Raw genomic sequence first — 22,347 nt, 5'->3', positions numbered from 1 at the left:
CACGAGTGATCATGTTCAAGCGAAGTACCTTTACCCTGGGGGGCGCCGCACTGTGCGGCGCCCTGCTCGTCAGCGGTTGCGCCAATCAGATGTCCCAGCGCAGCGACCATGAGGAGCGCGTCGAGCGCAAACTGCTCGAGCACACCCTGCAGATCGATGTCGGCGAGCCGAAGGTGATGGAGCTCCCGCAGCGACGTGTGCGCGTGCATGAGCAGAAGCGCTTCGAGGTCACCGAGTTCGAAGTCACCCGTCGCTATGACCGCTATACGCCTTACCAGCCCTGGCGGGAGATCTATGAGATCCCGCTGGGTGCAGTGGCCGTGGTGGCTGGTGTCGGCGCCAACGTGATCAATGTCTTCACCTTGGGCAATCTGCCGCAAAGCATCACCCACGACTGGCTCAGCTACGGCGTGGACGGGCTCAACCCGTTCATGAACGTGCCTTCCAACGGCCGTGCGCAGCAGAACCTGGCGGGGATCAGCGAAGTGCAGAAAAGCCAGCGCGAGGAATCTACCAGCGTGCCCTGGAGCGAACGCCTGGTCGAGGTCAAGGCCGGCAAGATGACCCACGAGCTGACCACCGACAGAAATGGCGTACTGCGCCTGAACCTGCTCGACAGCCCGTTTTCCGAGCAGAACCTCAACCACGTCGGCACCCTGCACCTTCAGGTACTCGACGAAGACAATGCTGTGCGAGGTGATGCCAGCCTGCTGGTCAGTGCCACCCTGCGCAACAAGCTGCTCGAGGCTCATGAGCTGATCTTCGATGACCTCGAAGATGACGATGTCGGTCAGTGGGTACATCGGGTCAAGCGCCTGTCCGAGCTGGGCCTTGAAGAGGAGGCCAGCGAAATGGAGCAGAGCCTGATCGAGCTGACCCGCAACGATCCAGAGCTACAGCAGGAGTTTCTGCAGTCGCTGACCAAGGCCACCGGCCGGTTGGTGGCTGATCCAGGCGTGCAATAACAAATGGGGCTGCGTTGCAGCCCCATTCATTTAGGCGGGAACAGCTCCAGCTGTTCATGCGCCCCGCGCAAGTCGCGCAACCTCACCCCTACCCCTAGCAAGCGCACCGGCTTGCTACCCCGGGCGAACGCCTGCCCCAGCAACTGCCGATAACTCTCCAGGTCCCGGCCCGCCCCCGCCTGTTCCATGGTGGTCTGGCTGAAGTCATGAAACTTGACCTTAACGAACGGTTTGTCCGGCCGGTAACTGTTGTCCATGCGGGCAATACGTTCGTTCAGGCTATCCAGCAGCTCTGGCAGCCGCGCCAGACAACTGGCCAGGTCTGGAAGGTCGGTGTCGTAGGTGTTTTCCACGCTGACCGACTGGCGTCGGCTGTCGTTGTGTACCGCACGCTCATCGATACCCCGCGCCAGCCCCCACAATCGCTCACCAAAACTGCCAAACTCGCGCACCAGCGCCAGCCGTGACCACTCACGCAACTCCAGACAGGTTTCGATACCCAGTCGCGTCAGCTTGTCGGCCGTCACCTTGCCCACCCCATGCAACCTGGCCACCGGCAAGGCTGCAACGAACGCCTCCACTTCAGCCGGGGTAATCACGAACAGCCCATTGGGCTTACGCCAGTCACTGGCGATCTTGGCCAGAAACTTGTTCGGCGCCACCCCCGCCGACACGGTGATATGCAGGGTGCGGGCAACACGCCGGCGAATATCCTCGGCGATGCGCGTGGCACTGCCCGAATACCACTGGCTGTCGCTTACATCCAGGTAGGCTTCGTCCAGCGACAAAGGCTCGATCAGCTCTGTGTAGTCGCGGAAAATGCCGTGAATTTCCCGCGAGGCCTCACGGTAGGCTTCAAAGCGCGGCTTTACGATCAACAGATCGGGGCACAGCTTCAGCGCATGCCGCGACGACATGGCCGAGCGTACCCCATAGGCACGCGCTTCATAATTGCAGGTGGCAATTACCCCACGATGATCGGGCGAGCCCCCCACCGCCATGGGCCGCCCGGCCAGGCGCGGGTCGTCACGCATTTCGATCGCGGCGTAGAAGCAATCGCAGTCGACGTGGATGATCTTGCGCAAGGACATGGACGACCGTCAGCACTGTAAATTCATACAGATAGTATCGCATGCACCCTGCACTGAAACAGCTCACCCGCATCGCCACACGATAATCGGCCTGAAAGCCCCGCCGCGCCTGTGCCGAATACTGTTCTCAAGCGCTAAGGGTTTGAACAAAAAAGCTTTTTCCAAAACAATTGCTTGACACCAGGAAGTAAATCCGTAGAATTCGATCTCACAGGCGCGGGATGGAGCAGCCTGGTAGCTCGTCGGGCTCATAACCCGAAGGTCGTCGGTTCAAATCCGGCTCCCGCAACCAGATTCGAGAAAAGGCCACTGTTAACGCAGTGGCCTTTTTCTTTGCCCGCTGAAAAGCGTTTTCGAAAAAATCTCGAAAAATCAAAGCTTAGCGCTTGACATACCCCCCACAAGCTGTAGAATCCGCCCCACTGACGCGGGATGGAGCAGCCTGGTAGCTCGTCGGGCTCATAACCCGAAGGTCGTCGGTTCAAATCCGGCTCCCGCAACCAGATTCAAGAAAAGGCCACTGTTTACACAGTGGCCTTTTTCTTTGTCCGCGAAAAAGTGTTTGCGAAAAACTTCGTAAAATCAACGCTTGGCGCTTGACACCCAACCAGCAAGCTGTAGAATGCGCAACTCTGACGCGGGATGGAGCAGCCTGGTAGCTCGTCGGGCTCATAACCCGAAGGTCGTCGGTTCAAATCCGGCTCCCGCAACCATATTCGTCAGAACAAACCCCGCCTGTGTAACAGCAGCGCGGGGTTTGTTGCTTTATGCCTCCCTGTTATTCGTCGCCTCGTTTCCCCCTCCCTTCAAGCCAACCCGCAGGCTTGATGCGTTGTGCCCAGGATGAACTATCTTTAACCCTGCCAGGCCGCTGAAAGCGCATGAGGCCGGAGTAACATTGGATACGTTTTCCTAAGGGACTTCCACTTGGCCGCACCTTTCCTTTACCTCGCGCAACTCGCCCGGGGTTGTTCATGACTTCGCACAATCCCGAACCTCCGGTGCCGCTCGCCTCGGCGCTGCCCGGTGCCGTGCAGCGTCTGCCTTTGCTTGAGCGCCTGAGTCGCTACCGCCAGCCCATTGGCCTGGTCGTGACCCTGTTGCTGTTCACCATGGCCTTGATCGCCTGCCGCCACTTGCTCAGCGAGCTGGACATCTATGCCTTGCACGATGCCATGCTCAGCGTGCCAACCCAGTCTTTGCTGGGTGCCTTGCTGGCAACGGTTGTCGGCTTCGTGATTCTGCTGGGCTACGAGTGGTCGGCCAGCCGCTATGCCGGCGTGAAGCTGCCAGCACGCAGCCTGGTACTGGGCGGTTTCAGCGCCTTTGCCATCGGTAACGCCATCGGCCTGTCGATGTTATCCGGCGGCTCGGTTCGCTACCGCCTGTATGCACGCCAGGGGCTTGGTGCTGGCGAAGTCGCCCGCATGACCGTGTTTGCCAGCCTGTCACTGGGCTGCGCGCTGCCGCCCTTGGCCGCTTTGGCGACCTTGAGCAACCTGCCGGCGGCTTCGACTGCACTGGGGTTGGCGCCCGGGCTGCTGGCAGGTATCGCCAGCGCGGTGCTGATAGCGTCCGTCTTGCTGGTCATTGGCTTATACCGTCGACGGCTGGCCGAGCAACCGCTGGCCAACAACCTGCTCGTTCAACTGGGCCGGCGTACACTTCGCCTGCCTGATGCTCGCCTGGCCGCCCTGCAACTGCTGATCACCGCGCTGGATGTGGCGGCGGCCGCCACCGTGCTGTACCTGCTGCTGCCCGAAGCGCCCCCTTTCGGCGCATTCGTGCTGGTGTACCTGCTGGCCCTGGCTGCGGGTGTGCTCAGCCACGTACCGGGTGGCGTCGGGGTGTTCGAAGCGATTTTGTTGGCGGCCTTTGCCGACCAGCTCGGTGCCGCACCGCTGGCGGCTGCCCTGCTGCTGTACCGGCTGATCTATGTGGTCCTGCCACTGCTGCTGGCCTGTGTGCTGCTGTTGGCCAATGAAGCCCGACGCCTGCTGTTCGCGCAACAGGCCATCAAGGCCGCCTCGGGGCTGGCCGCACCGATCCTGTCGATCCTGGTGTTCCTGTCTGGCGTGGTGCTGCTGTTTTCGGGTGCCACACCCGAGATCGACACGCGCCTGGAGCACATGGGCTTTTTGGTCCCGCACCGGCTGATCGATGCCTCGCATTTCGGCGCCAGCCTGATCGGCGTGCTGTGCCTGCTGCTGGCACAGGGCTTGCGCAGGCGCCTGTCCGCCGCCTGGCTGCTGACCACCGTGCTGTTGCTGGTCGGCGCCCTGCTGTCACTGCTGAAGGGCTTTGATTGGGAAGAGGCCAGCCTGCTGACCTTCACCGCCACCCTGCTCGCCCTGTTCCGTCGCTCGTTCTACCGCCCCAGCCGTCTGCTGGAACTCCCCTTCTCGCCGGTGTTCCTGGTGGCCAGCGCCTGTGCGGTAGGTGCATCGGTGTGGCTGCTGCTGTTCGCCTACCAGGATGTGCCCTACAGCCATCAGCTGTGGTGGCAGTTCACCCTCGATGCCGACGCCCCGCGGGGCCTGCGCGCCGCCATGGGCAGTGCATTGCTGCTGGCTGCCGTGGCGCTGACTTGGCTGCTGCGCACCGCGCCGCCAGTGATCCACCTGCCCGATGAAGAAGAGCTGCAACGCGCCAACCGTATCCTGCTGGCCTCCGATCAGCCCGACGGCGGCCTGGCACTGACCGGCGACAAGGCATTGCTGTTCCACCCGCGTGACAATGCATTCCTCATGTACGCCCGGCGCGGCCGCAGCCTGGTGGCGCTGTACGACCCGATCGGCCCGGCTCAGGAACGCGCCGAGATGATCTGGCAGTTCCGCGACCTGTGCGACCTGCACCACGCCCGGCCGGTGTTCTACCAGGTACGTGCGGAAAACCTGCCGTTCTACATGGACATCGGCCTGACCGCCCTGAAGTTGGGCGAGGAAGCCCGGGTCGACTTGCGCCGCTTCGACCTTGAAGCCAAGGGCAAGGAGATGAAAGACCTGCGCTACACCTGGAACCGCGGCGGGCGCGATGGCTTGACCCTGGAAATCCATGAACCCGGCCACGCCCCGCTGGCTGAGTTGAAGGAAATTTCGGATGCCTGGCTCGGCGGCAAGAACGTGCGCGAGAAAGGCTTCTCGCTGGGGCGCTTCAGCCCGGACTACCTGCAGCATTTCCGCATAGCACTGATCCGCTTCCAGGGGCGCCCGGTGGCTTTCGCCAACCTGCTGGAAACCCATGGCAACGAACTGGCCAGCCTCGACCTGATGCGTGCGCACCCCGAGGCGCCAAAGCTGACCATGGAATTCATGATGATTGGCTTGATCCTGCATTACAAAAGCCATGACTACGGGCGTTTCAGCCTGGGCATGGTACCGCTGTCCGGCCTGCAACCACGGCGTGGCGCGCCTTTGACCCAGCGTTTGGGCTCGATGGTGTTCCGCCGTGGCGAGCAGCTTTACAACTTCCAGGGGCTTCGCCGCTTCAAGGACAAATTCCAACCGGATTGGGAACCCCGCTACATGGCCGTGCCGGCCGGGCTCGACCCGCTGGTGGCACTGGCCGACACCGCCGCCCTGATCGCAGGCGGCCTGACTGGATTGGTGAAACGTTGATGACCCGACGCTTTTGGCTGTACCTGCTGGTTCCCTTGCTGCTGGCCGCCCTGGGTGGTGCGCTGGCGTTCTGGCTGTGGACGCGCCCGGCCCCCGAGGCGCGCCTTGAGCAATTGAGCATCAATGACACCAGCATCACCCGGGCTACCCCAGGCGTGCACCCCAAGGCCCGGGTGGCCATCGGCGTGCCACAGGATCAGGCACTGACCGACAAGCAACTGCTGGACCTGAGCCAAGCCGGCGAAGCCCAGCTGGTGCAGGTGATCTTGCCGCCTAACGACTGCAGCAAGCAGCAACAGGTCATGGATCAGGCCCTTGCCGCGCTACCAGAAAAGCCGACGCTGGTAGCCGGTATCGGCCCTGGCGCCGCCCAGGCCTGGCGCTGGCTGGCCAGCCAGAACGATGACAAGGCCCGGGCAATTTCCGTGGACTTCACCGTCGAACAACCCGGCTGCCAGGCACCGCTGCCTAAATCGGCTACCCATGGCCACTGGAGTGTCGCCTGGAACGACAACCCGGATGACGCCAGCGCCGCCTTCGTGCGCGACCAGGCCAATGCCGAAACCAGCATCAGCGACTACGACATCCACCTGCCACAAGTGCTCAAGGCGCAACTGACCCAAGCCCTGGTCGGCCACGACGGCAATGCCCTAGCCATCCCGGTGGTCGAGGTACCGGCTGGGCAGACCACCGACACGGTCACCCTGTTCCTCTCCGGTGATGGTGGCTGGCGCGACCTCGACCGCGACGTGGCCGGGGAAATGGCCAAGCTGGGCTACCCGGTGGTGGGCATCGACACGCTGCGCTACTACTGGCAGCACAAGACTCCGGAGCAAAGCGCCGCCGACCTGTCCGAACTGATGCAGCACTACCGGCAGAAATGGGGTACCAAGCGCTTCGTGCTGACGGGTTATTCATTCGGTGCTGACGTGTTGCCAGCCATCTACAACCGCCTGCCACCAGAAGACCAACAGCGCATCGATGCCGTGATGTTGCTGGCGTTTGCCCGCAGTGGCAGCTTCGAGATCGAGGTCGAGGGCTGGCTGGGCAAGGAAGGCCAGGAAGCGCCAACCGGGCCGGAAATGGCCAAGCTGCCAGCATCCAAGGTGGTGTGTGTGTATGGCGTCGAGGAAACCGACGAGAGTGGCTGCACGGAGAAGACCGCAGTAGGTGAACGCCTGAAACTGCCAGGGGGCACCACTTCGACGAAAATTACCCGGCGCTGGCCAAACGCCTGATTGGCGAGATCGAGACCCGCCAGGGCAAATCGAGCGTGGCTGAGCAGAACTGACAATGATTGGGGCCGCTTTGCGGCCCCTTGGCATTCAGATCTCGACCTGAGTTCCCAGCTCGATCACTCGGTTGAGTGGCAGGTTGAAGAAGCGCAGGTTGCCGTTGGCATTCTTCAACAGGAACGCAAACAGGTTGCCTCGCCAGCGCGACATCCCTTCCAGCCGCGACGCGATCACCGTCTCGCGGCTGAGGAAGTAGGTGGTGCGCATCGGCGTGAAGTCCAGGTCATCCAGATGACACAGCTTCAACGCCGCCGGCACGTCCGGCTCATCCATGAAACCGAAGTGCAGCAACACGCGGAAGAATCCGTCGCCGTAGGCCTCTACCTCGAAACGCTCATGCTCTGGCACCCGTGGCTGGTCTTCGCTGACCACGGTCAGCAGCACAACCTGGCTGTGCAGCACCTGGTTGTGCAGCATGTTGTGCAACAGTGCATGCGGCACGGCATCGGAACGTGCGGTCAGGAATACCGCCGTACCTTCAACCCGGTGCGGCGGCTGAATGCGGATACTGCTGATGAACAGCGGTAACGGCAGTGCGCCTTCGTCGATGCGCTCCACCAGAATCTGCTTGCCGCGCTTCCAGGTGCTCATCAGCAGGAACAGTACACCGCCAGCCAACACCGGGAAGGCACCGCCCTGGACGATTTTCGGCACGTTGGCGGCGAAGAACAGCCCGTCGACGAACAGGAAGCCCATCAGAAGCGGCACGGCGAGCACCGGCGGCCACTTCCACAGCAGCAGCATCACCGCCGACACCAGGATGGTGGTCATCAGCATGGTACCGGTCACCGCCACCCCGTAGGCCGCAGCCAGAGCGCCTGACGACTCGAAGCCGATCACCAGCAACACAACACCCACCATCAGCGTCCAGTTCACCGCGCCAATGTAGATCTGCCCCTGTTCGTCGCTGGAGGTGTGCTGGATCTGCATGCGCGGGATGTAACCCAGCTGAATGGCCTGGCGAGTCAGGGAAAACGCCCCGGAAATGACCGCCTGCGAGGCAATCACCGTGGCCATCGTGGCCAACCCGACCAACGGCAACAGCGCCCAGCTCGGTGCCAGCAGGTAGAAGGGGTTACGTGCTGCCTCCGGGTTTTGCAGCAGCAGTGCACCCTGGCCGAAATAGTTGAGCACCAGCGCGGGTAGCACCAGGATGAACCAGGCCCGGGCGATCGGCTTGCGGCCAAAATGCCCCATGTCGGCGTACAGCGCCTCGGCACCGGTCAGCGCCAGCACCACCGCGCCGAGAATGGCCACGCCCATGCCGGGGTGCACCACGAAGAAGTTCACCGCCCAGCCTGGGTTGAAGGCCTTGAGCACTTCCGGGCTCTGCGAGATGCCATGCACACCGAGCGCGCCCAGCACCACGAACCAGGTGACCATGATCGGGCCGAACAGTTTGCCGATCGTCTCGGTACCGTGCTTCTGCACCAGGAACAGTGCCACCAGTACCACCAGCGAAATCGGCACTACCCAATGGTCGATACCGTCAAACGCCAGGCCCATGCCCTCCACTGCCGACAGCACCGATACTGCCGGGGTGATCATGCTGTCGCCATAAAACAACGAAGCGCCGATCAACCCGCAAATCACCATCAGCGTGCGCAGCCGCGGATAGGCCGCCGTGGCCCGTCGCGCCAGCGCGGTCAGGGCCATGGTGCCGCCCTCGCCCTGGTTGTCGGCGCGCAGGATGAACATCACGTACTTGAACGAAACCACCCACAGCAGCGACCACAGGATCAGCGACAGGATCCCCAGCACACCATCATGGTTGACCGGCACCCCATAACCGCCGGTAAAAACTTCCTTGAGGGTATACAACGGGCTGGTGCCGATATCGCCATAAACCACCCCGACCGCCGCCACGAGCAGGCCCAGCGACCGCGCTGCCCCCTGCTTGCCCTCGTGCCCGCCCTCAGCGTGACTGCTTGCCTGAACCATCGACCACTCCCGCACACGGCCATCACGGCCCTTGGTAATCACTCTGCTACCAGGCCCATGAAGGTACGCTGGCGCAACGGCGCGAAGCATAGCGCAGCGTTCGTCGTATTTCTGCTGGTCAAGCGCTCTTGCGCTCGCTAGAATTGCGCACTTTTTGATCAGAGGCGCCCAAAGCGCCCGTCAAGATCGCCCGCGATTCCGGCCGGGCGACCTGCATTCAATACCGAGGTTAGTCATGTCCACCACGCCCGCCACCCCCAAGGTAGGTTTCGTAAGCCTGGGTTGCCCAAAAGCCCTGGTCGATTCCGAGCGCATCCTGACCCAGCTGCGCATGGAAGGCTATGAAGTCGTGCCCACCTACGAGGACGCCGACGTTGTGGTGGTCAACACCTGCGGCTTCATCGACAGCGCCAAGGCCGAGTCGCTGGAAGTGATCGGCGAAGCGATCAAGGAAAACGGCAAGGTCATCGTCACCGGCTGCATGGGCGTAGAAGAAGGCAGCATCCGCGACGTGCACCCGAGCGTGCTGTCGGTCACCGGCCCGCAGCAGTACGAGCAGGTAGTCAACGCCGTGCACGAAGTGGTGCCGCCGCGTCAGGACCACAACCCACTGATCGACCTTGTGCCGCCACAGGGTGTCAAGCTGACCCCGCGCCACTATGCGTACCTGAAAATTTCCGAAGGCTGCAACCACAGCTGCAGTTTCTGCATCATCCCGTCGATGCGCGGCAAGCTGGTCAGCCGCCCGGTGGGCGAAGTGCTGAGCGAGGCCGAGCGCCTGGTGAAGGCTGGCGTGAAGGAGATCCTGGTGATTTCCCAGGACACCAGCGCCTACGGCGTCGACGTCAAGTACAAGACCGACTTCTGGAATGGCCGCCCGGTCAAGACCCGCATGCTTGAGCTGTGCGAAGCGCTGAGCAGCCTGGGCGCCTGGGTCCGTCTGCACTACGTGTACCCATACCCGAACGTGGACGACGTGATCCCGCTGATGGCCGCCGGCAAGATCCTGCCGTACCTGGACATCCCGTTCCAGCACGCCAGCCCGAAAGTGCTCAAGTCGATGAAGCGCCCGGCCTTCGAAGACCGCACCCTGGCGCGCATCAAGAACTGGCGCGAACAGTGCCCTGAGTTGGTGATCCGCTCTACCTTCATCGTCGGCTTCCCGGGCGAGACCGAGGAAGACTTCCAGTACCTGCTGGACTGGCTGACCGAGGCCCAGCTCGACCGCGTTGGCTGCTTCCAGTACTCGCCGGTGGAAGGCGCCCCGGCCAACGACCTGGGCCTGGAAGAAGTGCCGGACGACATCAAACAAGAGCGCTGGGACCGCTTCATGGCCCACCAACAAGCCATCAGCACCGCCCGCCTGCAACTGCGCATCGGTAAGGAAATCGAGGTGCTGATCGACGAAGTCGAGGAGCAGGGTTCGGTTGGCCGCAGCTTCTTCGATGCCCCGGAAATCGACGGCAACGTGTTCATCGACGGTGACCATGGTTTCAAGCCAGGCGACAAAGTGCGTTGCCGTGTCGTGGATGCCGACGAATACGACATGTGGGCAGAGCCTATCTAAAACGGCTGAAACATGAAAAGCCCCTGCCCCGGCACTCCCCACCAGGAACTACCGGCGCAGGGGCTTTTTTGTCAGAACGTGTGAAATAGCATCAGGCCGCCCTCGGCATCCGGGCTGGCATCCGAGAAGCCTTTGACCGCGTAGAGTTGTACTTTCCACTGCTGGTTGAGCTTGTGGGTGAGGAACAGCGTCAGTTCCTGGATCTGCGATCCGGTCGAGACCACTTTTTGCCGCCAATCATAGGAAGCACCTGCCGAAGTGCCCGCAGCCACGGGTAGCGCAAAGCCGAGGCTGGCAAATACCGGGTCGTCGAAGTTGCTGTCGGGTGGGTCACCGAACTTCTTCCAGCCCAGCGTGGCGAACCCGGTGACCAGGCCAAAGCCCTTGGTGATGTCGACCTGGGCGGTGTAGTCGTACTCACCGGTGCCCAGGCACTGGTCTTCATCGGCGGTGGGGAATTTGACCTTGCCGATCAGGTCCAGCATCAGGCCACCGTCACTGCCATCGAGCAGCGCATAGCCGGCGCTGGCAACCGTGTCGCCCAGCCCGCTTTCCACGTCCCGGCAACCGCCAGGCAAGGGGTCACCACTGGGGCCGACTTCGGGGTTGGTGATGCGCAACCAGGGCACAGTTACCTTGTAGGTCATAGGGCCGGTCTCGTACTTGCCGACCACCGGCATGTACCATATTTCCGACGTGGTGCCGGTGCCATAGTCGCCACTTGAATAGTCCATGCCGATGGCGGCGCTGAAGGTATCGGCCAAGGCCGAGGCACTGGTGCATGACAGCAAGCAAGCGAAAAGAGGGAGCGCTGGTCTCATCTGCACCTCAGTACCCTTTTGGGAAGTGTGGTCGGACTTACCCAGCCTAGTTGGCTAACGCCCGGATCGCTCTGGATGCTTGTAGTGGTCAACTAATCCCGGACACAGTTTTGAGTTTTTCCTCAGCTTTGGCCGGAGCCAGCCCATCGTTGAACTGATGGGGTCTTATCCAGTTGTAATGATCCATCAGGTACTGGCTAATGTCTCGCTGAGCTTGCTGTCCGGTCAGGTAGCCCGTGACCGGTATCCACTCTGTTTTCAAGCTGCGAAACACCCGCTCCATCGGCGCATTATCCCAGCAGTTGCCTCGGCGGCTCATGCTCTGGCGCATGCGGTAGCGCCACAATCGCTGGCGGAACTGACGGCTACCATATTGCGATCCCTGATCGGAGTGAAACAGCAGCCCTTGGGGCTTTCCACGTTGTTCGTACGCCACGTCCAGCGCCCTGATGACCAACTCTGCATCCGGTCTTTCTGACAAAGCCCAGCCCACCACGCGCCGCGCATAGAGATCGAGGACAACCGCCAGATAGTGCCATTTACCCTGCGCCCAAATGTAAGTGATGTCGCCACACCAGACCTGATTTGGCGCGTCGACATCAAACGCTCGGTTCAACACATTCGGAATGTCCGGCCGCTCCACCGTTGCTTTCTTGTAAGCGTGTGACCCTGGCTGCTTGCTGACCAGCGACAGCTCACGCATCAGGCTGCGCACCTTGAATCGTCCGATTTTCTCGCCTTCATCTTGCAGCATTAACTTGATGCTGCGGCTGCCGGGTGCACCTCGACCTTGTGTGAATAGCTCATTCACTCGACTGCGCAACTTCAGGCGCTCAACGTCAGGCGTCCGCCTTTTGTGGCGATGCGCGTAATAAGTTGAGCGAGTGATTTCAAACACTTCGCACAGGAAATCAACGGGTTCATGGGCGCTAAGCTGACGGATCAGCGTATGCGCTCGAGATCTTCCGACATCAAGAGCGCGGTAGCCTTTTTTAGTATCGATTTCTCGCGCTCCAGGCGCGTGATCCGAGCTTCCAACTCTTGGATTTTTTGCTGCTCTGGCGTCAACGCTTGGCTGGTCGGCGTGATGCCGCCACGCTCCTGCTGAAGCTGGTTGACCCAACGGCGCAGGGCCGACTCGACCAAACCGAGCGAGCGGGCTGCTTCAGCATGGCTGTAGCCTTGGTCGAGCACCAGGCAGGCAGCTTCGCGCTTGAACTCAGGGGTAAAGGTACGACGTTGCTTGGTCATCAGACACCTCTCTGTGGCGAGCATTCTCGCCTAAATGGGTGTCCGGTTTCATTAGACCACTACAGCTCGACTTTTTCGGCAGTCTCGACCTTTTCCGGCTTTTCGACTTTCTCGATTTTTTCTACTTTCTCCGGCAGCTCAACTTTCTCTACCTTTTCGACTCTTTCTACTTTCTCAACCTTCTCAACTTTTTCAGGCTTTTCGACTTTCTCTACCTTTTCTACTTTCTCTACCTTCTCTACCTTCTCTACCTTCTCTACCTTCTCTACCTTCTCTACCTTCTCTACCTTCTCTACCTTCTCTACCTTCTCTACCTTCTCTACCTTCTCTACCTTCTCTACCTTCTCAGGCTTTTCGACCTTTTCGCCCTTCTCGACCTTCTCGACCTTTTCGACTTCGACCTTTTCCACCCGATCAGAACTTCCGCTGTTACTCCGCTCGGCCTGCTCCACAGCGTCGAGGTGTTCCGACTTTCCAGATTTTTCCACGCCACCCCCGCTGCCATGGCCACTGGAGTCGTCAACGGCACTGCGCCCACGGTGATCATCACTGGCTTCATTGCGCACGCTGGTCGCATCGCTTGCGCCATGATCACTGTTGCTGGAGCCGCCGGAGCTGCTCCTTTCCTGCTCGCCATCGTGCCCCGAATGGCTTCTGTCCGGATTGTCGATACGGTCTCCCTGGAACTCCACACGGGTTGCCCGCAACTCGTGAGTACCACTGAGTACCCCGCTTACCCGCACACGTTGATCAAGCGCCAACGTCGCAGGCTGCCTGCCAACAATTACAGTGCCTTGCCCCAACGTCACATTGATGCCTGCAACCACCAGTTGCCGTGCCTGAGTGCGCTGCACCAACCCTTCGACCACTGCCTGCTGGACTCGGCCAGCAAAAGGCAGGCTCGGGTCGGGGCGGGTTTGCGCCACTTCCAGCTGGCGCCCGGTCCACTGGCCGCGCACCAGCACTTCCCGTGCAGGGGCCACACGGGTACCCAGCTTCAACCCCTGAAGGTTGCCAGCACGATCTACCGCACCGATGGCGCTGGCCTCCCTCAACCCCGGCGCCCGTTCGATACGTGTCGCCACCACTTCGCCCCGGGCATCACGCAGGCCGCTGACCCTCACGGGCTCGCCCGGGCGCAACCCTTCAGCCACTCGCGCGCCAGCGGCAAGCCGCACAGGTTGGCCCATGACTCGCAGGGGGGCCGAGGCATTGGGCAGCGCCGTTAGCGGCCCTTCGAAGACGTTGAGGATCGAAATGCGCCCTGCTTGCAGACCACGCTGTGTGGCGAACGCCTCCACCGCCACCACTTGCCCGATCGCCAGGTGACCACTGCTGGCAGGCGCCCCGTTTTCACTCACCGGTACGTCCTTGCCATAGTGCACCTCCATGCCATTGACGCAGATCGAGGCGAACCCGGTGATAGTGCCGACAATACCTGTGCCGCCCGTACCGCCCGGGCGCTTGATCGGCGCACCGGTACCGCCTACCCCACCGTGGCTGTGATCGAAGTAGGTACCGTCCACACCTTCCGCCACCGCCCCAGTACCACCCGTGCCACCGGGGCGTTGCTGGAGTGGCGCGCCGGTACCACCGACACCACCCGCCCTGGCCCCGGTACCGCCCACACCGCCGGGAAACTGCATACCTGCAGCACCGGCCATACCCACCTCGTCCCGGCTGACACACACCGGCGCCGCAACCACCTCGGCAGGCGCTATCAGGTTCAACCCGAAAACCAGGGCGAACGTGACAGCACTGAGGCAGCGCGCAAGAAGAGTCATGGGCCGGGTGTCTTCGACGAATCGGGATCGGTAGCTTCAGTGTAGAAATAAAGCCCGACAGTGATGCGCTGGCGTTGCTCGGCACTGGGCTCATCGACGCTTTCCAGCTCGGCTGCAAGGTGGCTGAAGGCAAGCAGCGTCTGCATGCCATCCTTGGCGACCACCTCACGCACATGCTCGACACTTGCCAGGCTCAGGGCGTCGTAATGCACGCTACGTTCAAAAAATGGTTGGCCGTCGTCACTGAGGTTGTGCACTGCTGCGCAGGCATGGTCATGCAGGTTGTGGCCGAAGTAGGCGGCTTTTTCATCAAAGCCCTTTTGCGGCACGAATGCCTGAGCTTGCAGGTGAACGCAATCCTGCTCGTCGAGCCGCACCACACCCAGGCGCAACCATTCATCCAGCACCACCCGGCCGCGGATATCGGTGCTGACCTTGGCCACCAGGGCATCAAATGAGCAATCCCCCCCCACGCTGGCCAGCCTCGGCAGCGCCAGTGCCTGACCAGGTACGGAACAGAATGGCGCAGTGGTAGTCCAGACGCTGACCAGCTGTGCGCCTAGCGTGATATTCGCGGGCAGGGCCGCAAGCACCGTATCGCCCTCGCTGCGCAGCCGTCGAACATCCTTACGATGTACGCCTGTAAGCAGGCTGATGCGGCTGTCACTTGGTGCGGTGTCGTTCAGACGAAACTCGCGATGCGCAACCTCGACGAACACTTCCTTGAGCAGGTCGGCGAACATCGTGTAGGTCACCCCCTTGCGTAGCATCAAACGCACCAAAGGGCGCATGACACGCCGCAGCGCGCTTAACATCGAGGGGGGTAAGGCGGGCGATTGCATTGAGCGCATTCCTTGACATATGAATCCTGCTCATACAAAACCCGTCCGCTGGGTTTTGTACGGGCCGCTTCGAATCAGCGCCAATCAGCTTCTGCTGTTGTCATCACCCGGTTCGCCACCCACATGGTTGCCGTGATCATCGCCAGGTTCACCACCAACATGATTGCCGTGATCATCGCCAGGCTCGCCGCCGACATGATTGCCATGATCATCCCCGGGCTCACCGCCAACATGGTTGCCATGATCGTCACCGGGCTCACCGCCAACGTGGTTGCCGTGATCATCACCGGGCTCACCACCCACGTGATTGCCATGATCGTCACCTGCTTCAGCATGACTGCTGCTGCGCCCAGAGTTCGAGTTGCCGTCGTGGCCCTGGCCATCATGGCCGCTGCCACTGTTGCCGTTGCCGGCATGGCCGCCGCCGTCGCCTCCACTGCCGTGGCCGCCGCCACTGCCACTTCCACCGCCACCACCGTGGCCACCGCCGCCGCTTCCGCCGCCACCTCCATGGCCACCGCCACCGCCGCTTCCGCCGCCACCTCCATGACCACCGCCACCGCCGTGGCCACCACCGCCACCACCGCCGTCTTTGGCGTAGGCACTGGAGCCATGAGTAATCGAATCAGGGATCAAGACAATGGATGTCGACAGCACGCCCGCTACGGCAGCCGCGAGTAAAGCCTTCTTGAACAGCAGGTGGATTTGCATAGTCCGTCTCCAGGTCTTCGCCACGAGAACGCCAAATCAGTCAGGAATTCTGCTTTCGGTTTTTTCTTTTCTTTGCGTGGGATTTTTTCCCACGTTTAATTAATAGACCTCCATACCCCGAGCTTCAAGCGCTGCGCGAACCAGCCGACCGGTGGTTGGCCTGCTATGTTTTCCCTACCGTCACGGAGGAATACCGGCATGCCTGCGCTACTGACGCTGCAAACCCCGCGCTTGTGCGACTACAGCGAATTGGTACAGGTATGGGAGGATTCGGTACGCGCCACCCACGACTTCCTGCCAGAGGGCTACATCCTGCTGCTGCGCGAACACGTGCTGCGCCGCTACCTCGACGCAGTGATGCTGATTTGCTGCAAGGACCGCCAACGGATCTGCGGTTTCGCCGGGGTCGCCAACGGGCGGGTGGACATGCTGTTCGTCGCACCTACCCACCGTGGCCAGGGTGTTGGCAAGCGCCTGCTGCGCTATGCCATCAACGAACTGAATGCCGAGTACCTGGACGTCAACGAACAAAACCCGCAAGCGTTGGGCTTCTACCTGCATGAAGGATTTGAAGTCATCGGCCGTTCGGAAACCGACGGTTTGGGCCAGCCCTACCCTCTGCTGCACATGAGGCTGGTGCGAAGCGTACCTTGAGGTGGCGCCTGAATGTGCCGCGCCAAGTGTCCAAAATGGCGCATCTGACACAGATTCCCATCATCAATCGCGCACGGGCAGGTACAATGGAGGTCTTTCCCTGCCTTGCGAATTGCCCCATGTCCGAACCCGTCCGCCTGTCCAAACGCCTCATCGAGCAGCTCGGCTGCTCCCGCCGCGAGGCCGAGCAGTACATTGAAGGAGGCTGGGTTACTGTCGATGGCGTGGTGGTCGAGCAGCCGCAGTTCAAAGTCGAACAGCAGCGCGTCGAACTGCTGCCGGGCGCCCGTGCCGAAACCCTGGAGCCAGTGACCCTGCTGCTGAATCAGCCGGCCGGCGTGGACAGCGAAACCGCTCGTGCCAGCATGAACATGGCTAGCCTCAGCGAAGCCCACCGCGAAGGCGTGCGCGCCCTGCACGGGCATTTTGCCCGGCAGGACTGCGTGGCACCGCTGGAGCGTGGGGCCAGCGGCCTGCAGGTGTTCACCCAGGACTGGCGGGTAACCCGCAAAGTCGAGGCGGACCTGCGTCGCCTGGAGCAGGAATTCATCGTTGAAGTGCGCGGCGAGACCACGCCTCAGGCGCTGGAGCGCCTGGCGCGCGGGGCCACGCGCAATGACCGCGAGCTGCCCAAGGCCAAGGCCAGTTGGCAGAACGAGACCCACCTGCGCATGGTGTTGAAAAACCCACAACCAGGGCAGATTTCCGAGCTTTGCGCCTACCTGCGCCTGGAGCTCATAAGCATGCGCCGCATTCGCCTGGGTGGCGTGTCCATGGGCAAGCTGCCTTTGGGCCAATGGCGCTACCTGGCCACTACCGAACGTTTCTAAGCAATGCGCCGCGCTGGAACGCGCGGCACCTGAACAGGATTCTGCAGCAATGAACCACAACGACGTCCTGCGCAGCCTGCGCTACATGCTCAAGGTGAACGACGCCAAGATGGCCGAGATCATCGGCCTCTCTGGCCTCGAAGTGAACCCGCTGGTGCTGGCCACCTACCTGAAAAAAGAAGAAGAGGAAGGCTTCGTGCGCTGCCCTGAACGGGTGATGGCGCACTTTCTCGACGGCCTGGTAATACACCGCCGTGGCAAGGACGACAGCCGCCCGCAGCAGCCGGTCGAGCTGCCGGTGACCAATAACCAGATCCTCAAAAAACTGCGGGTGGCCTTCGAGCTCAAGGAAGAGGACCTGCACGCGATCCTCAAGTCGGTCAACTTCCCGGTCAGCAAGCCTGAGCTCAGCGCACTGTTCCGCAAGGCTGGCCACGATAACTACCGCCCTTGCGGCGACCAGTTGCTGCGCAACTTCCTGAAGGGCCTGACCCTGCGCGTGCGCGGCTGAGTGGCCATGCAGCATACGGTTGCCCCAGTCGGCATCGTCCGCTCCTGTTTCAAGGAGAAGTTCGCCATCCCGCGCCAACCCCAGCTGGCGCCTGCCGCGCGTGGTGTACTCGAACTGCTGCCACCGTTCGACCAGGGTGATGCGGTCGAGGGCCTGGAGCAGGTCAGCCATGTCTGGTTGCTGTTTCTGTTCCACCAGGCCCTGGAGGACAAGCCGCGCCTGAAGGTGCGGCCACCGCGCCTGGGCGGCAACAAAAGCATGGGGGTGTTCGCTACCCGCGCCACCCACCGGCCCAATGGTATCGGCCAGTCGGTGGTGCGCCTGGAGGGCGTGGAGCCCGGGCGCCTGCTGCTGTCAGGCATCGACTTGCTCGACGGCACGCCGGTGCTGGACATCAAACCCTATGTGCCCTACGCCGACAGCATCGCTGGCGCCAGCAACCAGATGGCCAATGCAGCGCCTGTGGCAATTGCCGTGCAGTGGGCCGACAACGCCCTGCCCCAGGCCCGCGAGCATGCCTTGCGCCTGGGCGAGCCGCTGGTGGAACTGATCGAGCAATGCCTGGCGCAGGACCCACGGCCGGCTTATCAGGTACCGCCGGCCGAGCGGGTTTACGGGGTGAGGTTCTGGGACGTGCAGGTGAGGTGGCATTACCCGCAGCCGGACTCGATCCGGGTGCTGGAGGTTGTGCTGGCCTGACGCGAAGACCGCGCATGAAAAAGGCGACCCTGGGGTCGCCTTTTTCGTTTTACCGCAGCGCGATCAGCGAGCCGGGCCTTCGGCCACACCCAGGTCGTCGGTCGGACGCGCATCGACCAGCGGCGCACCACCGGAAGCCAGTTCCGAAGCCAGCTTGTCGTTGTCCATTTCCTTGACCCACTTGGCCACTACCACGGTAGCAACGGCGTTGCCCACTAGGTTGGTCAGGGCGCGGGCTTCGGACATGAAGCGGTCGATGCCGAGGATCAGCGCCAGGCCGGCAACCGGCAGGTGGCCAACGGCCGACAGGGTTGCGGCCAGGACGATGAAGCCCGAACCGGTAACGCCGGCAGCACCTTTGGAAGCTACCAACAGCACCAGCAGCAGGGTGATCTGGTGAGTGATGTCCATGGTGGTGTCGGTCGCCTGAGCGATGAACACCGCAGCCATGGTCAGGTAGATCGAGGTACCGTCCAGGTTGAACGAGTAACCGGTCGGGATGACCAGGCCCACCACCGACTTCTTCGCGCCCAGGCGCTCCATCTTGGCCAGCATGCGTGGCAGGGCCGACTCCGAGGACGAAGTACCCAGTACGATCAGCAGTTCTTCACGGATGTAGCGGATCAGCTTGAGCACGCTGAAACCGTGGGCACGGCAGATACCGCCCAGCACCACCAGCACGAACAGCAGGCAGGTGATGTAGAAGCAGGCCATCAGGTAGCCCAGCTGCACCAGCGAGCCAACGCCGTACTGGCCGATGGTGAAGGCCATGGCACCGAAGGCGCCGATCGGGGCCAGCTTCATGATCATGTTGATGATGTTGAACATGACATGGGCGAAGCGGTCGATCATGTCCAGCAACGGCTTGCCGTAGCTGCCCAGGCGGTGCAGGGCGAAGCCGAACAGCACCGAGAACATCAGCACTTGCAGGATGTCGCCGTTGGCGAAGGCGCCGACCACGGTGTTGGGGATGACGTTGAGCAGGAAGCCGACGGTGGTCTGCTGCGCGCCGGCGGCGGCATAGGCAGCCACGCTGCTGGCATTCAGGGTGCTGACGTCGATGTGCATGCCAGCGCCGGGCTTGACCACGTTGACGACGACGAGGCCGATGATCAGGGCGATGGTGGAGACGATTTCGAAATACAGCAGCGCGTAGCCGCCAGTCTTGCCGACCGACTTCATACTCTGCATGCCGGCGATGCCGCTGACCACGGTACAGAAGATGATCGGGGCGATGACCATCTTGATCAACTTGACGAAGCCGTCACCCAGGGGTTTGAGGGCGACGCCCGTTTCCGGGTAGTAGTGGCCGAGCAGGATGCCGATGGTGATGGCAATGATCACCTGGACATACAGGGATTTGTACAGCGGCTGACGTGTCGTCATGGCTCATTTTCCTCAAGTGTGCCGGTTCACCCTTCCCAGGGTGGTGGGGCACCTGAATCGCTAACCCTCCTGCACTTGGAGGGATTTGTCGTTGTGTTCGAGCTGCCTGGGCAGGCCTCTGCGAAGTTCAATAGCAAGGGTGGTGCCAAAATGCCCACGAAGGGTGCAAGGGCCGTATTTGCTAGGGATAAATGCCCAACGACAGGGCGATTTGGCGGAGGAAGGCTGGCGGATTTCCGCCCGATGGCGGGATTTGTACAGGGGGGCTGGCGGAAATCCGCCCTTGCTGGGCCGCCCTTGGTGGGAGGCCAGCGAAATCAATCGAGATTGAAGGTGATCCTGAACGCCGCGCCGCCCAAAGGCGAATCCCCCAGGCTCAGCTCGGCGTCATAGCTGTCGACGATATCCTTGACCACCGCCAACCCGATGCCCTGCCCCGGGTGCTGGCTGTCCAGCCGCTCCCCGCGCTCGAGAATACGCTCACGCTGGTCGGCGGGCACCCCCGGCCCATCGTCCTCGATGCACAAGGTCAACTGCCCTGGCGTCTGCTCCAGGCTCACCCGCACCTGGCCCAGACTCAGCCGGTAGGCGTTTTCCAGCAGGTTGCCGAGCATTTCCAGCAACGCACCCTGCTCCATCGGCACCTGCGCCGCATCGGGCAACGCCAGCACCACGCTCACCCGTTTATCCCGGTAAACCTTGGCCAAGGTGCTGCACAGGCTGTCGAGCAGCGGCCGCAACCTCACGCTGTGGCGTACCAGGCCACTCTTGCGCAGGCTGGCACGTTGCAGTTGGTAGTCGATCTGCTGGCTCATGCGCTCGATCTGGCTTTGCAGCACCCGCGCCTGCTCGCGCTCGCCGCTGCGTTGCTGCAGGCTTTCACCCACGCCCTGCAGCACTGCCAGCGGCGTCTTCAGGCTGTGCGCCAGGTCATCCAGCGAGTCACGGTAGCGCGTGCGTTGCTCACGCTCACTGCGCAACAGGCGGTTGAGCGAGCGGGTCAGGCGCAGCAGCTCGCGAGGGTGCTCGCCGCTCAGGCCCTCGCGCACGCCCGATTCCACCTCGTCCAGCTCATGGCTTAGCCGGCGCAACGAGCGCAGGCCCCAGGTCAGGCCAGCCCACAGCAGCACCATGAGCGCCAGCAATGCAGCGCCGAACCCCAGGTAGAGCTTTTCGCGCAGGCCATTGAGGGTAGCCTTGTACTCACTAAGCGGTTGCAGGGCGACAATGCTGTAAGCGGCGCTCTGACCACCCAGCAGCTTGATCTCGACGTCGTACACGAAGAACTCTTCGCCGTCGGACTGGTGAATGCGGGCGAACTCGTTGCCGCGCCCGTCATAGCGCGGGCGGTAGTTGATGTGCCGGTCAGCGGTGGCACGCGACTGCCAGACCAGGTTGCCATCACGGTCGAAAATATAGCCAAGCAGCCCGGTGTACGGCAGGTTATAGCGCTCGTCCGGGAGCAACGCAGGCATCTGCAACTGCCCATGTTCGATACGCGCAGCGGAAATCAACGTGGTCACATCCGAAGCCAGGCGCTGCTCGATCGATTCCTGCAGGGCCAGGCTGAAGGCCTTTTGCAAGGCCGGCAGCAGTGCCAGCATGAACAGCAGTGCCAACACTGCGGCAGCCAGCATCAGGCGCACCCGCAGCGAGCGGATCATCGGCAGCGCTCGGTGAACAGATAGCCCAGGCCACGCACCGTGTCGATGGGTTTGAAGCCGTGCGCGCCTTCAAGCTTGCGGCGCAGGCGGCCAACCAGCACTTCGATGACATTGGGGTCGCGCTCCTCATCCCCAGGGTACAGCTGCTCCATCAGTCGGTCCTTGGCCACTACCTGCTGATGATGGCGCATGAGGTATTCGAGAATGCGGTATTCGTAGGCGGTCAGTGCCAAAGGCAGTTCGTCGAGGGTGGCCTGCTTGCGGTTGAGGTCGAGCACCAAGGGGCCTGCGGCAATGGTCGACTGGGTGAAGCCACTGGAGCGGCGCAACAGGGCATTGAGCCGCGCTTCGAGCTCTTCGAACTGAAACGGCTTGACCAGGTAGTCGTCGGCACCGGCGGCCAGGCCTTCGACCTTGTCCTGCCAGTTGCCTCGAGCGGTAAGGATAAGAATGGGGAAGGTCTTGTCCTGGCTGCGCAGGCGCGTGATCAGCTCCAGTCCACTGATACCAGGCAGGCCCAGGTCGACGATGGCCAGGTCGAAGTGGTATTGCCCAGCCTGGTACAGCGCCTCCTCGGCGTCGGCAACGGCTTCGACCACATGGCCACTTTCGCCCAGGCGGGTGTAGAGGTGATGGCGAAGCAGGGCTTCGTCCTCGACCACCAGCAGTTTCATGTGCAGCTCCTTGTGTGTATTGCCTATACCGGCCTCTTCGCAGC

Annotated in this window: 17 protein-coding genes, 3 tRNA genes and 1 pseudogene; 11 read left to right on the top strand and 10 right to left on the bottom strand. The window is 62.0% G+C overall.

All coding sequences use genetic code 11. The features are described 5' to 3' along the window. Positions 1-11: 11 nt before the first annotated feature. Entirely contained in the window at positions 12-965 is a 954-nt protein-coding gene (locus Q9451_RS09235) for a hypothetical protein (protein ID WP_012273779.1), read from the top strand. 26 nt (positions 966-991) lie between these two features. Here the strand turns inward: Q9451_RS09235 and dinB are convergent, their stop codons facing one another. Beyond that, positions 992-2,050: a DNA polymerase IV gene (gene dinB, locus Q9451_RS09230; protein ID WP_171577274.1), complete on the bottom strand. Its 1,059-nt coding sequence runs from the start codon at positions 2,048-2,050 to the stop codon at positions 992-994. Positions 2,051-2,271: 221 nt separating this feature from the next. Here dinB and Q9451_RS09225 point away from each other — a divergent pair. From Q9451_RS09225 to Q9451_RS09205, 5 genes and pseudogenes are all read left to right on the top strand, one after another. Beyond that, positions 2,272-2,348: transfer RNA gene (locus tag Q9451_RS09225), tRNA-Met, on the top strand. 134 nt (positions 2,349-2,482) lie between these two features. Beyond that, positions 2,483-2,559 (top strand) — tRNA-Met (locus Q9451_RS09220). 133 nt (positions 2,560-2,692) lie between these two features. Continuing rightward, positions 2,693-2,769 (top strand) — tRNA-Met (locus Q9451_RS09215). Positions 2,770-3,030: 261 nt separating this feature from the next. Continuing rightward, entirely contained in the window at positions 3,031-5,673 is a 2,643-nt protein-coding gene (mprF, locus tag Q9451_RS09210) for a bifunctional lysylphosphatidylglycerol flippase/synthetase MprF (protein ID WP_012273781.1), read from the top strand. Then, positions 5,673-6,964: pseudogene (locus Q9451_RS09205) on the top strand (AcvB/VirJ family lysyl-phosphatidylglycerol hydrolase). Before mprF ends, Q9451_RS09205 begins: the two are co-directional and overlap by 1 nt. A gap of 34 nt (positions 6,965-6,998) precedes the next feature. On the opposite strand, the gene Q9451_RS09200 reads toward Q9451_RS09205, so the two are convergent. Beyond that, positions 6,999-8,909, bottom strand: a complete 1,911-nt coding sequence (locus Q9451_RS09200; RefSeq protein ID WP_012273783.1) for a potassium transporter Kup — start codon at positions 8,907-8,909, stop codon at positions 6,999-7,001. Between the two features lie 235 nt (positions 8,910-9,144). Between Q9451_RS09200 and rimO the strand changes: the two genes are divergently transcribed. Beyond that, complete coding sequence (gene rimO, locus Q9451_RS09195) at positions 9,145-10,476, top strand: 30S ribosomal protein S12 methylthiotransferase RimO (RefSeq protein WP_012273784.1); 1,332 nt, start codon at positions 9,145-9,147, stop codon at positions 10,474-10,476. 71 nt (positions 10,477-10,547) lie between these two features. Here rimO and Q9451_RS09190 read toward each other — a convergent pair whose 3' ends face one another. From Q9451_RS09190 to Q9451_RS09170, 5 genes are all read right to left on the bottom strand, one after another. Beyond that, positions 10,548-11,297 carry a hypothetical protein gene (locus Q9451_RS09190; RefSeq protein ID WP_012273785.1) on the bottom strand — a complete coding sequence of 250 codons (750 nt, stop codon included), beginning with the start codon at positions 11,295-11,297 and terminating at the stop codon, positions 10,548-10,550. A gap of 88 nt (positions 11,298-11,385) precedes the next feature. Continuing rightward, positions 11,386-12,548 (bottom strand): IS3 family transposase gene (locus Q9451_RS09185; protein ID WP_176704564.1). Its coding sequence is split into 2 segments (ribosomal slippage): positions 11,386-12,293 and positions 12,293-12,548, totalling 1,164 coding nucleotides; the frame shifts between segments, so codons are not numbered across the junction. Between the two features lie 59 nt (positions 12,549-12,607). Beyond that, positions 12,608-14,332: a DUF5666 domain-containing protein gene (locus Q9451_RS09180; protein WP_345960905.1), complete on the bottom strand. Its 1,725-nt coding sequence runs from the start codon at positions 14,330-14,332 to the stop codon at positions 12,608-12,610. Further along, positions 14,329-15,174, bottom strand: coding sequence for a DUF6502 family protein (locus Q9451_RS09175; RefSeq protein WP_012273787.1), 846 nt, complete (start codon positions 15,172-15,174; stop codon positions 14,329-14,331). Before Q9451_RS09175 ends, Q9451_RS09180 begins: the two co-directional genes overlap by 4 nt. A 74-nt stretch (positions 15,175-15,248) precedes the next feature. After that, positions 15,249-15,788: a hypothetical protein gene (locus Q9451_RS09170; protein WP_306106360.1), complete on the bottom strand. Its 540-nt coding sequence runs from the start codon at positions 15,786-15,788 to the stop codon at positions 15,249-15,251. Between the two features lie 295 nt (positions 15,789-16,083). On the opposite strand from Q9451_RS09170, the gene Q9451_RS09165 reads away from it, so the two are divergent. The 4 genes from Q9451_RS09165 (at position 16,084) to tsaA (ending at position 18,579) form a co-directional block, all read left to right on the top strand. Continuing rightward, the gene (locus Q9451_RS09165) at positions 16,084-16,539 is read left to right on the top strand and encodes a GNAT family N-acetyltransferase (RefSeq protein WP_012273789.1); all 456 of its coding nucleotides are present in this window, start codon (positions 16,084-16,086) and stop codon (positions 16,537-16,539) included. Positions 16,540-16,658: 119 nt separating this feature from the next. Continuing rightward, positions 16,659-17,369, top strand: coding sequence for an rRNA pseudouridine synthase (locus Q9451_RS09160; RefSeq protein ID WP_012273790.1), 711 nt, complete (start codon positions 16,659-16,661; stop codon positions 17,367-17,369). Positions 17,370-17,418: 49 nt separating this feature from the next. Next, positions 17,419-17,880, top strand: coding sequence for a DUF1456 family protein (locus tag Q9451_RS09155; RefSeq protein ID WP_012273791.1), 462 nt, complete (start codon positions 17,419-17,421; stop codon positions 17,878-17,880). A 6-nt stretch (positions 17,881-17,886) separates the two neighbouring features. Continuing rightward, positions 17,887-18,579 carry a tRNA (N6-threonylcarbamoyladenosine(37)-N6)-methyltransferase TrmO gene (gene tsaA / locus Q9451_RS09150; protein ID WP_012273792.1) on the top strand — a complete coding sequence of 231 codons (693 nt, stop codon included), beginning with the start codon at positions 17,887-17,889 and terminating at the stop codon, positions 18,577-18,579. 63 nt (positions 18,580-18,642) lie between these two features. Here tsaA and Q9451_RS09145 read toward each other — a convergent pair whose 3' ends face one another. The 3 genes from Q9451_RS09145 to Q9451_RS09135 form a co-directional block, all read right to left on the bottom strand. Beyond that, a complete protein-coding gene (locus Q9451_RS09145; protein ID WP_012273793.1) occupies positions 18,643-19,965 on the bottom strand; it encodes a dicarboxylate/amino acid:cation symporter in 1,323 nt (440 codons plus the stop codon). Positions 19,966-20,282: 317 nt separating this feature from the next. After that, positions 20,283-21,629: an ATP-binding protein gene (locus Q9451_RS09140; RefSeq protein WP_012273794.1), complete on the bottom strand. Its 1,347-nt coding sequence runs from the start codon at positions 21,627-21,629 to the stop codon at positions 20,283-20,285. After that, on the bottom strand, positions 21,626-22,303 hold the full coding sequence (locus Q9451_RS09135; RefSeq protein ID WP_041166575.1) for a response regulator: 678 nt from the start codon (positions 22,301-22,303) through the stop codon (positions 21,626-21,628). The genes Q9451_RS09140 and Q9451_RS09135 overlap by 4 nt, the downstream gene beginning before the upstream one ends. Positions 22,304-22,347 lie beyond the last annotated feature (44 nt).

Source organism: Pseudomonas sp. NY8896, assembly GCF_039634505.1.
Note: the sequence above shows the minus strand (reverse complement) of the source record. Positions and strands in the feature narration are given on the sequence as shown.

What these genes read in the sequence shown, in the direction of transcription:
- Q9451_RS09235 (WP_012273779.1), top strand. Translation starts at nt 12, where the DNA reads ATGTTCAAGCGAAGTACCTTTACCCTGGGGGGCGCCGCACTGTGCGGC.
- tsaA (WP_012273792.1), top strand. Translation starts at nt 17,887, where the DNA reads ATGCAGCATACGGTTGCCCCAGTCGGCATCGTCCGCTCCTGTTTCAAG.
- Q9451_RS09135 (WP_041166575.1), bottom strand. Translation starts at nt 22,303, where the DNA reads ATGAAACTGCTGGTGGTCGAGGACGAAGCCCTGCTTCGCCATCACCTC.
- Q9451_RS09160 (WP_012273790.1), top strand. Translation starts at nt 16,659, where the DNA reads ATGTCCGAACCCGTCCGCCTGTCCAAACGCCTCATCGAGCAGCTCGGC.
- Q9451_RS09165 (WP_012273789.1), top strand. Translation starts at nt 16,084, where the DNA reads ATGCCTGCGCTACTGACGCTGCAAACCCCGCGCTTGTGCGACTACAGC.
- Q9451_RS09140 (WP_012273794.1), bottom strand. Translation starts at nt 21,629, where the DNA reads ATGATCCGCTCGCTGCGGGTGCGCCTGATGCTGGCTGCCGCAGTGTTG.
- rimO (WP_012273784.1), top strand. Translation starts at nt 9,145, where the DNA reads ATGTCCACCACGCCCGCCACCCCCAAGGTAGGTTTCGTAAGCCTGGGT.
- Q9451_RS09170 (WP_306106360.1), bottom strand. Translation starts at nt 15,788, where the DNA reads ATGGCTCCAGTGCCTACGCCAAAGACGGCGGTGGTGGCGGTGGTGGCC.
- Q9451_RS09155 (WP_012273791.1), top strand. Translation starts at nt 17,419, where the DNA reads ATGAACCACAACGACGTCCTGCGCAGCCTGCGCTACATGCTCAAGGTG.
- mprF (WP_012273781.1), top strand. Translation starts at nt 3,031, where the DNA reads ATGACTTCGCACAATCCCGAACCTCCGGTGCCGCTCGCCTCGGCGCTG.
- Q9451_RS09145 (WP_012273793.1), bottom strand. Translation starts at nt 19,965, where the DNA reads ATGACGACACGTCAGCCGCTGTACAAATCCCTGTATGTCCAGGTGATC.
- Q9451_RS09200 (WP_012273783.1), bottom strand. Translation starts at nt 8,909, where the DNA reads ATGGTTCAGGCAAGCAGTCACGCTGAGGGCGGGCACGAGGGCAAGCAG.
- Q9451_RS09190 (WP_012273785.1), bottom strand. Translation starts at nt 11,297, where the DNA reads ATGAGACCAGCGCTCCCTCTTTTCGCTTGCTTGCTGTCATGCACCAGT.
- Q9451_RS09175 (WP_012273787.1), bottom strand. Translation starts at nt 15,174, where the DNA reads ATGCAATCGCCCGCCTTACCCCCCTCGATGTTAAGCGCGCTGCGGCGT.
- Q9451_RS09180 (WP_345960905.1), bottom strand. Translation starts at nt 14,332, where the DNA reads ATGACTCTTCTTGCGCGCTGCCTCAGTGCTGTCACGTTCGCCCTGGTT.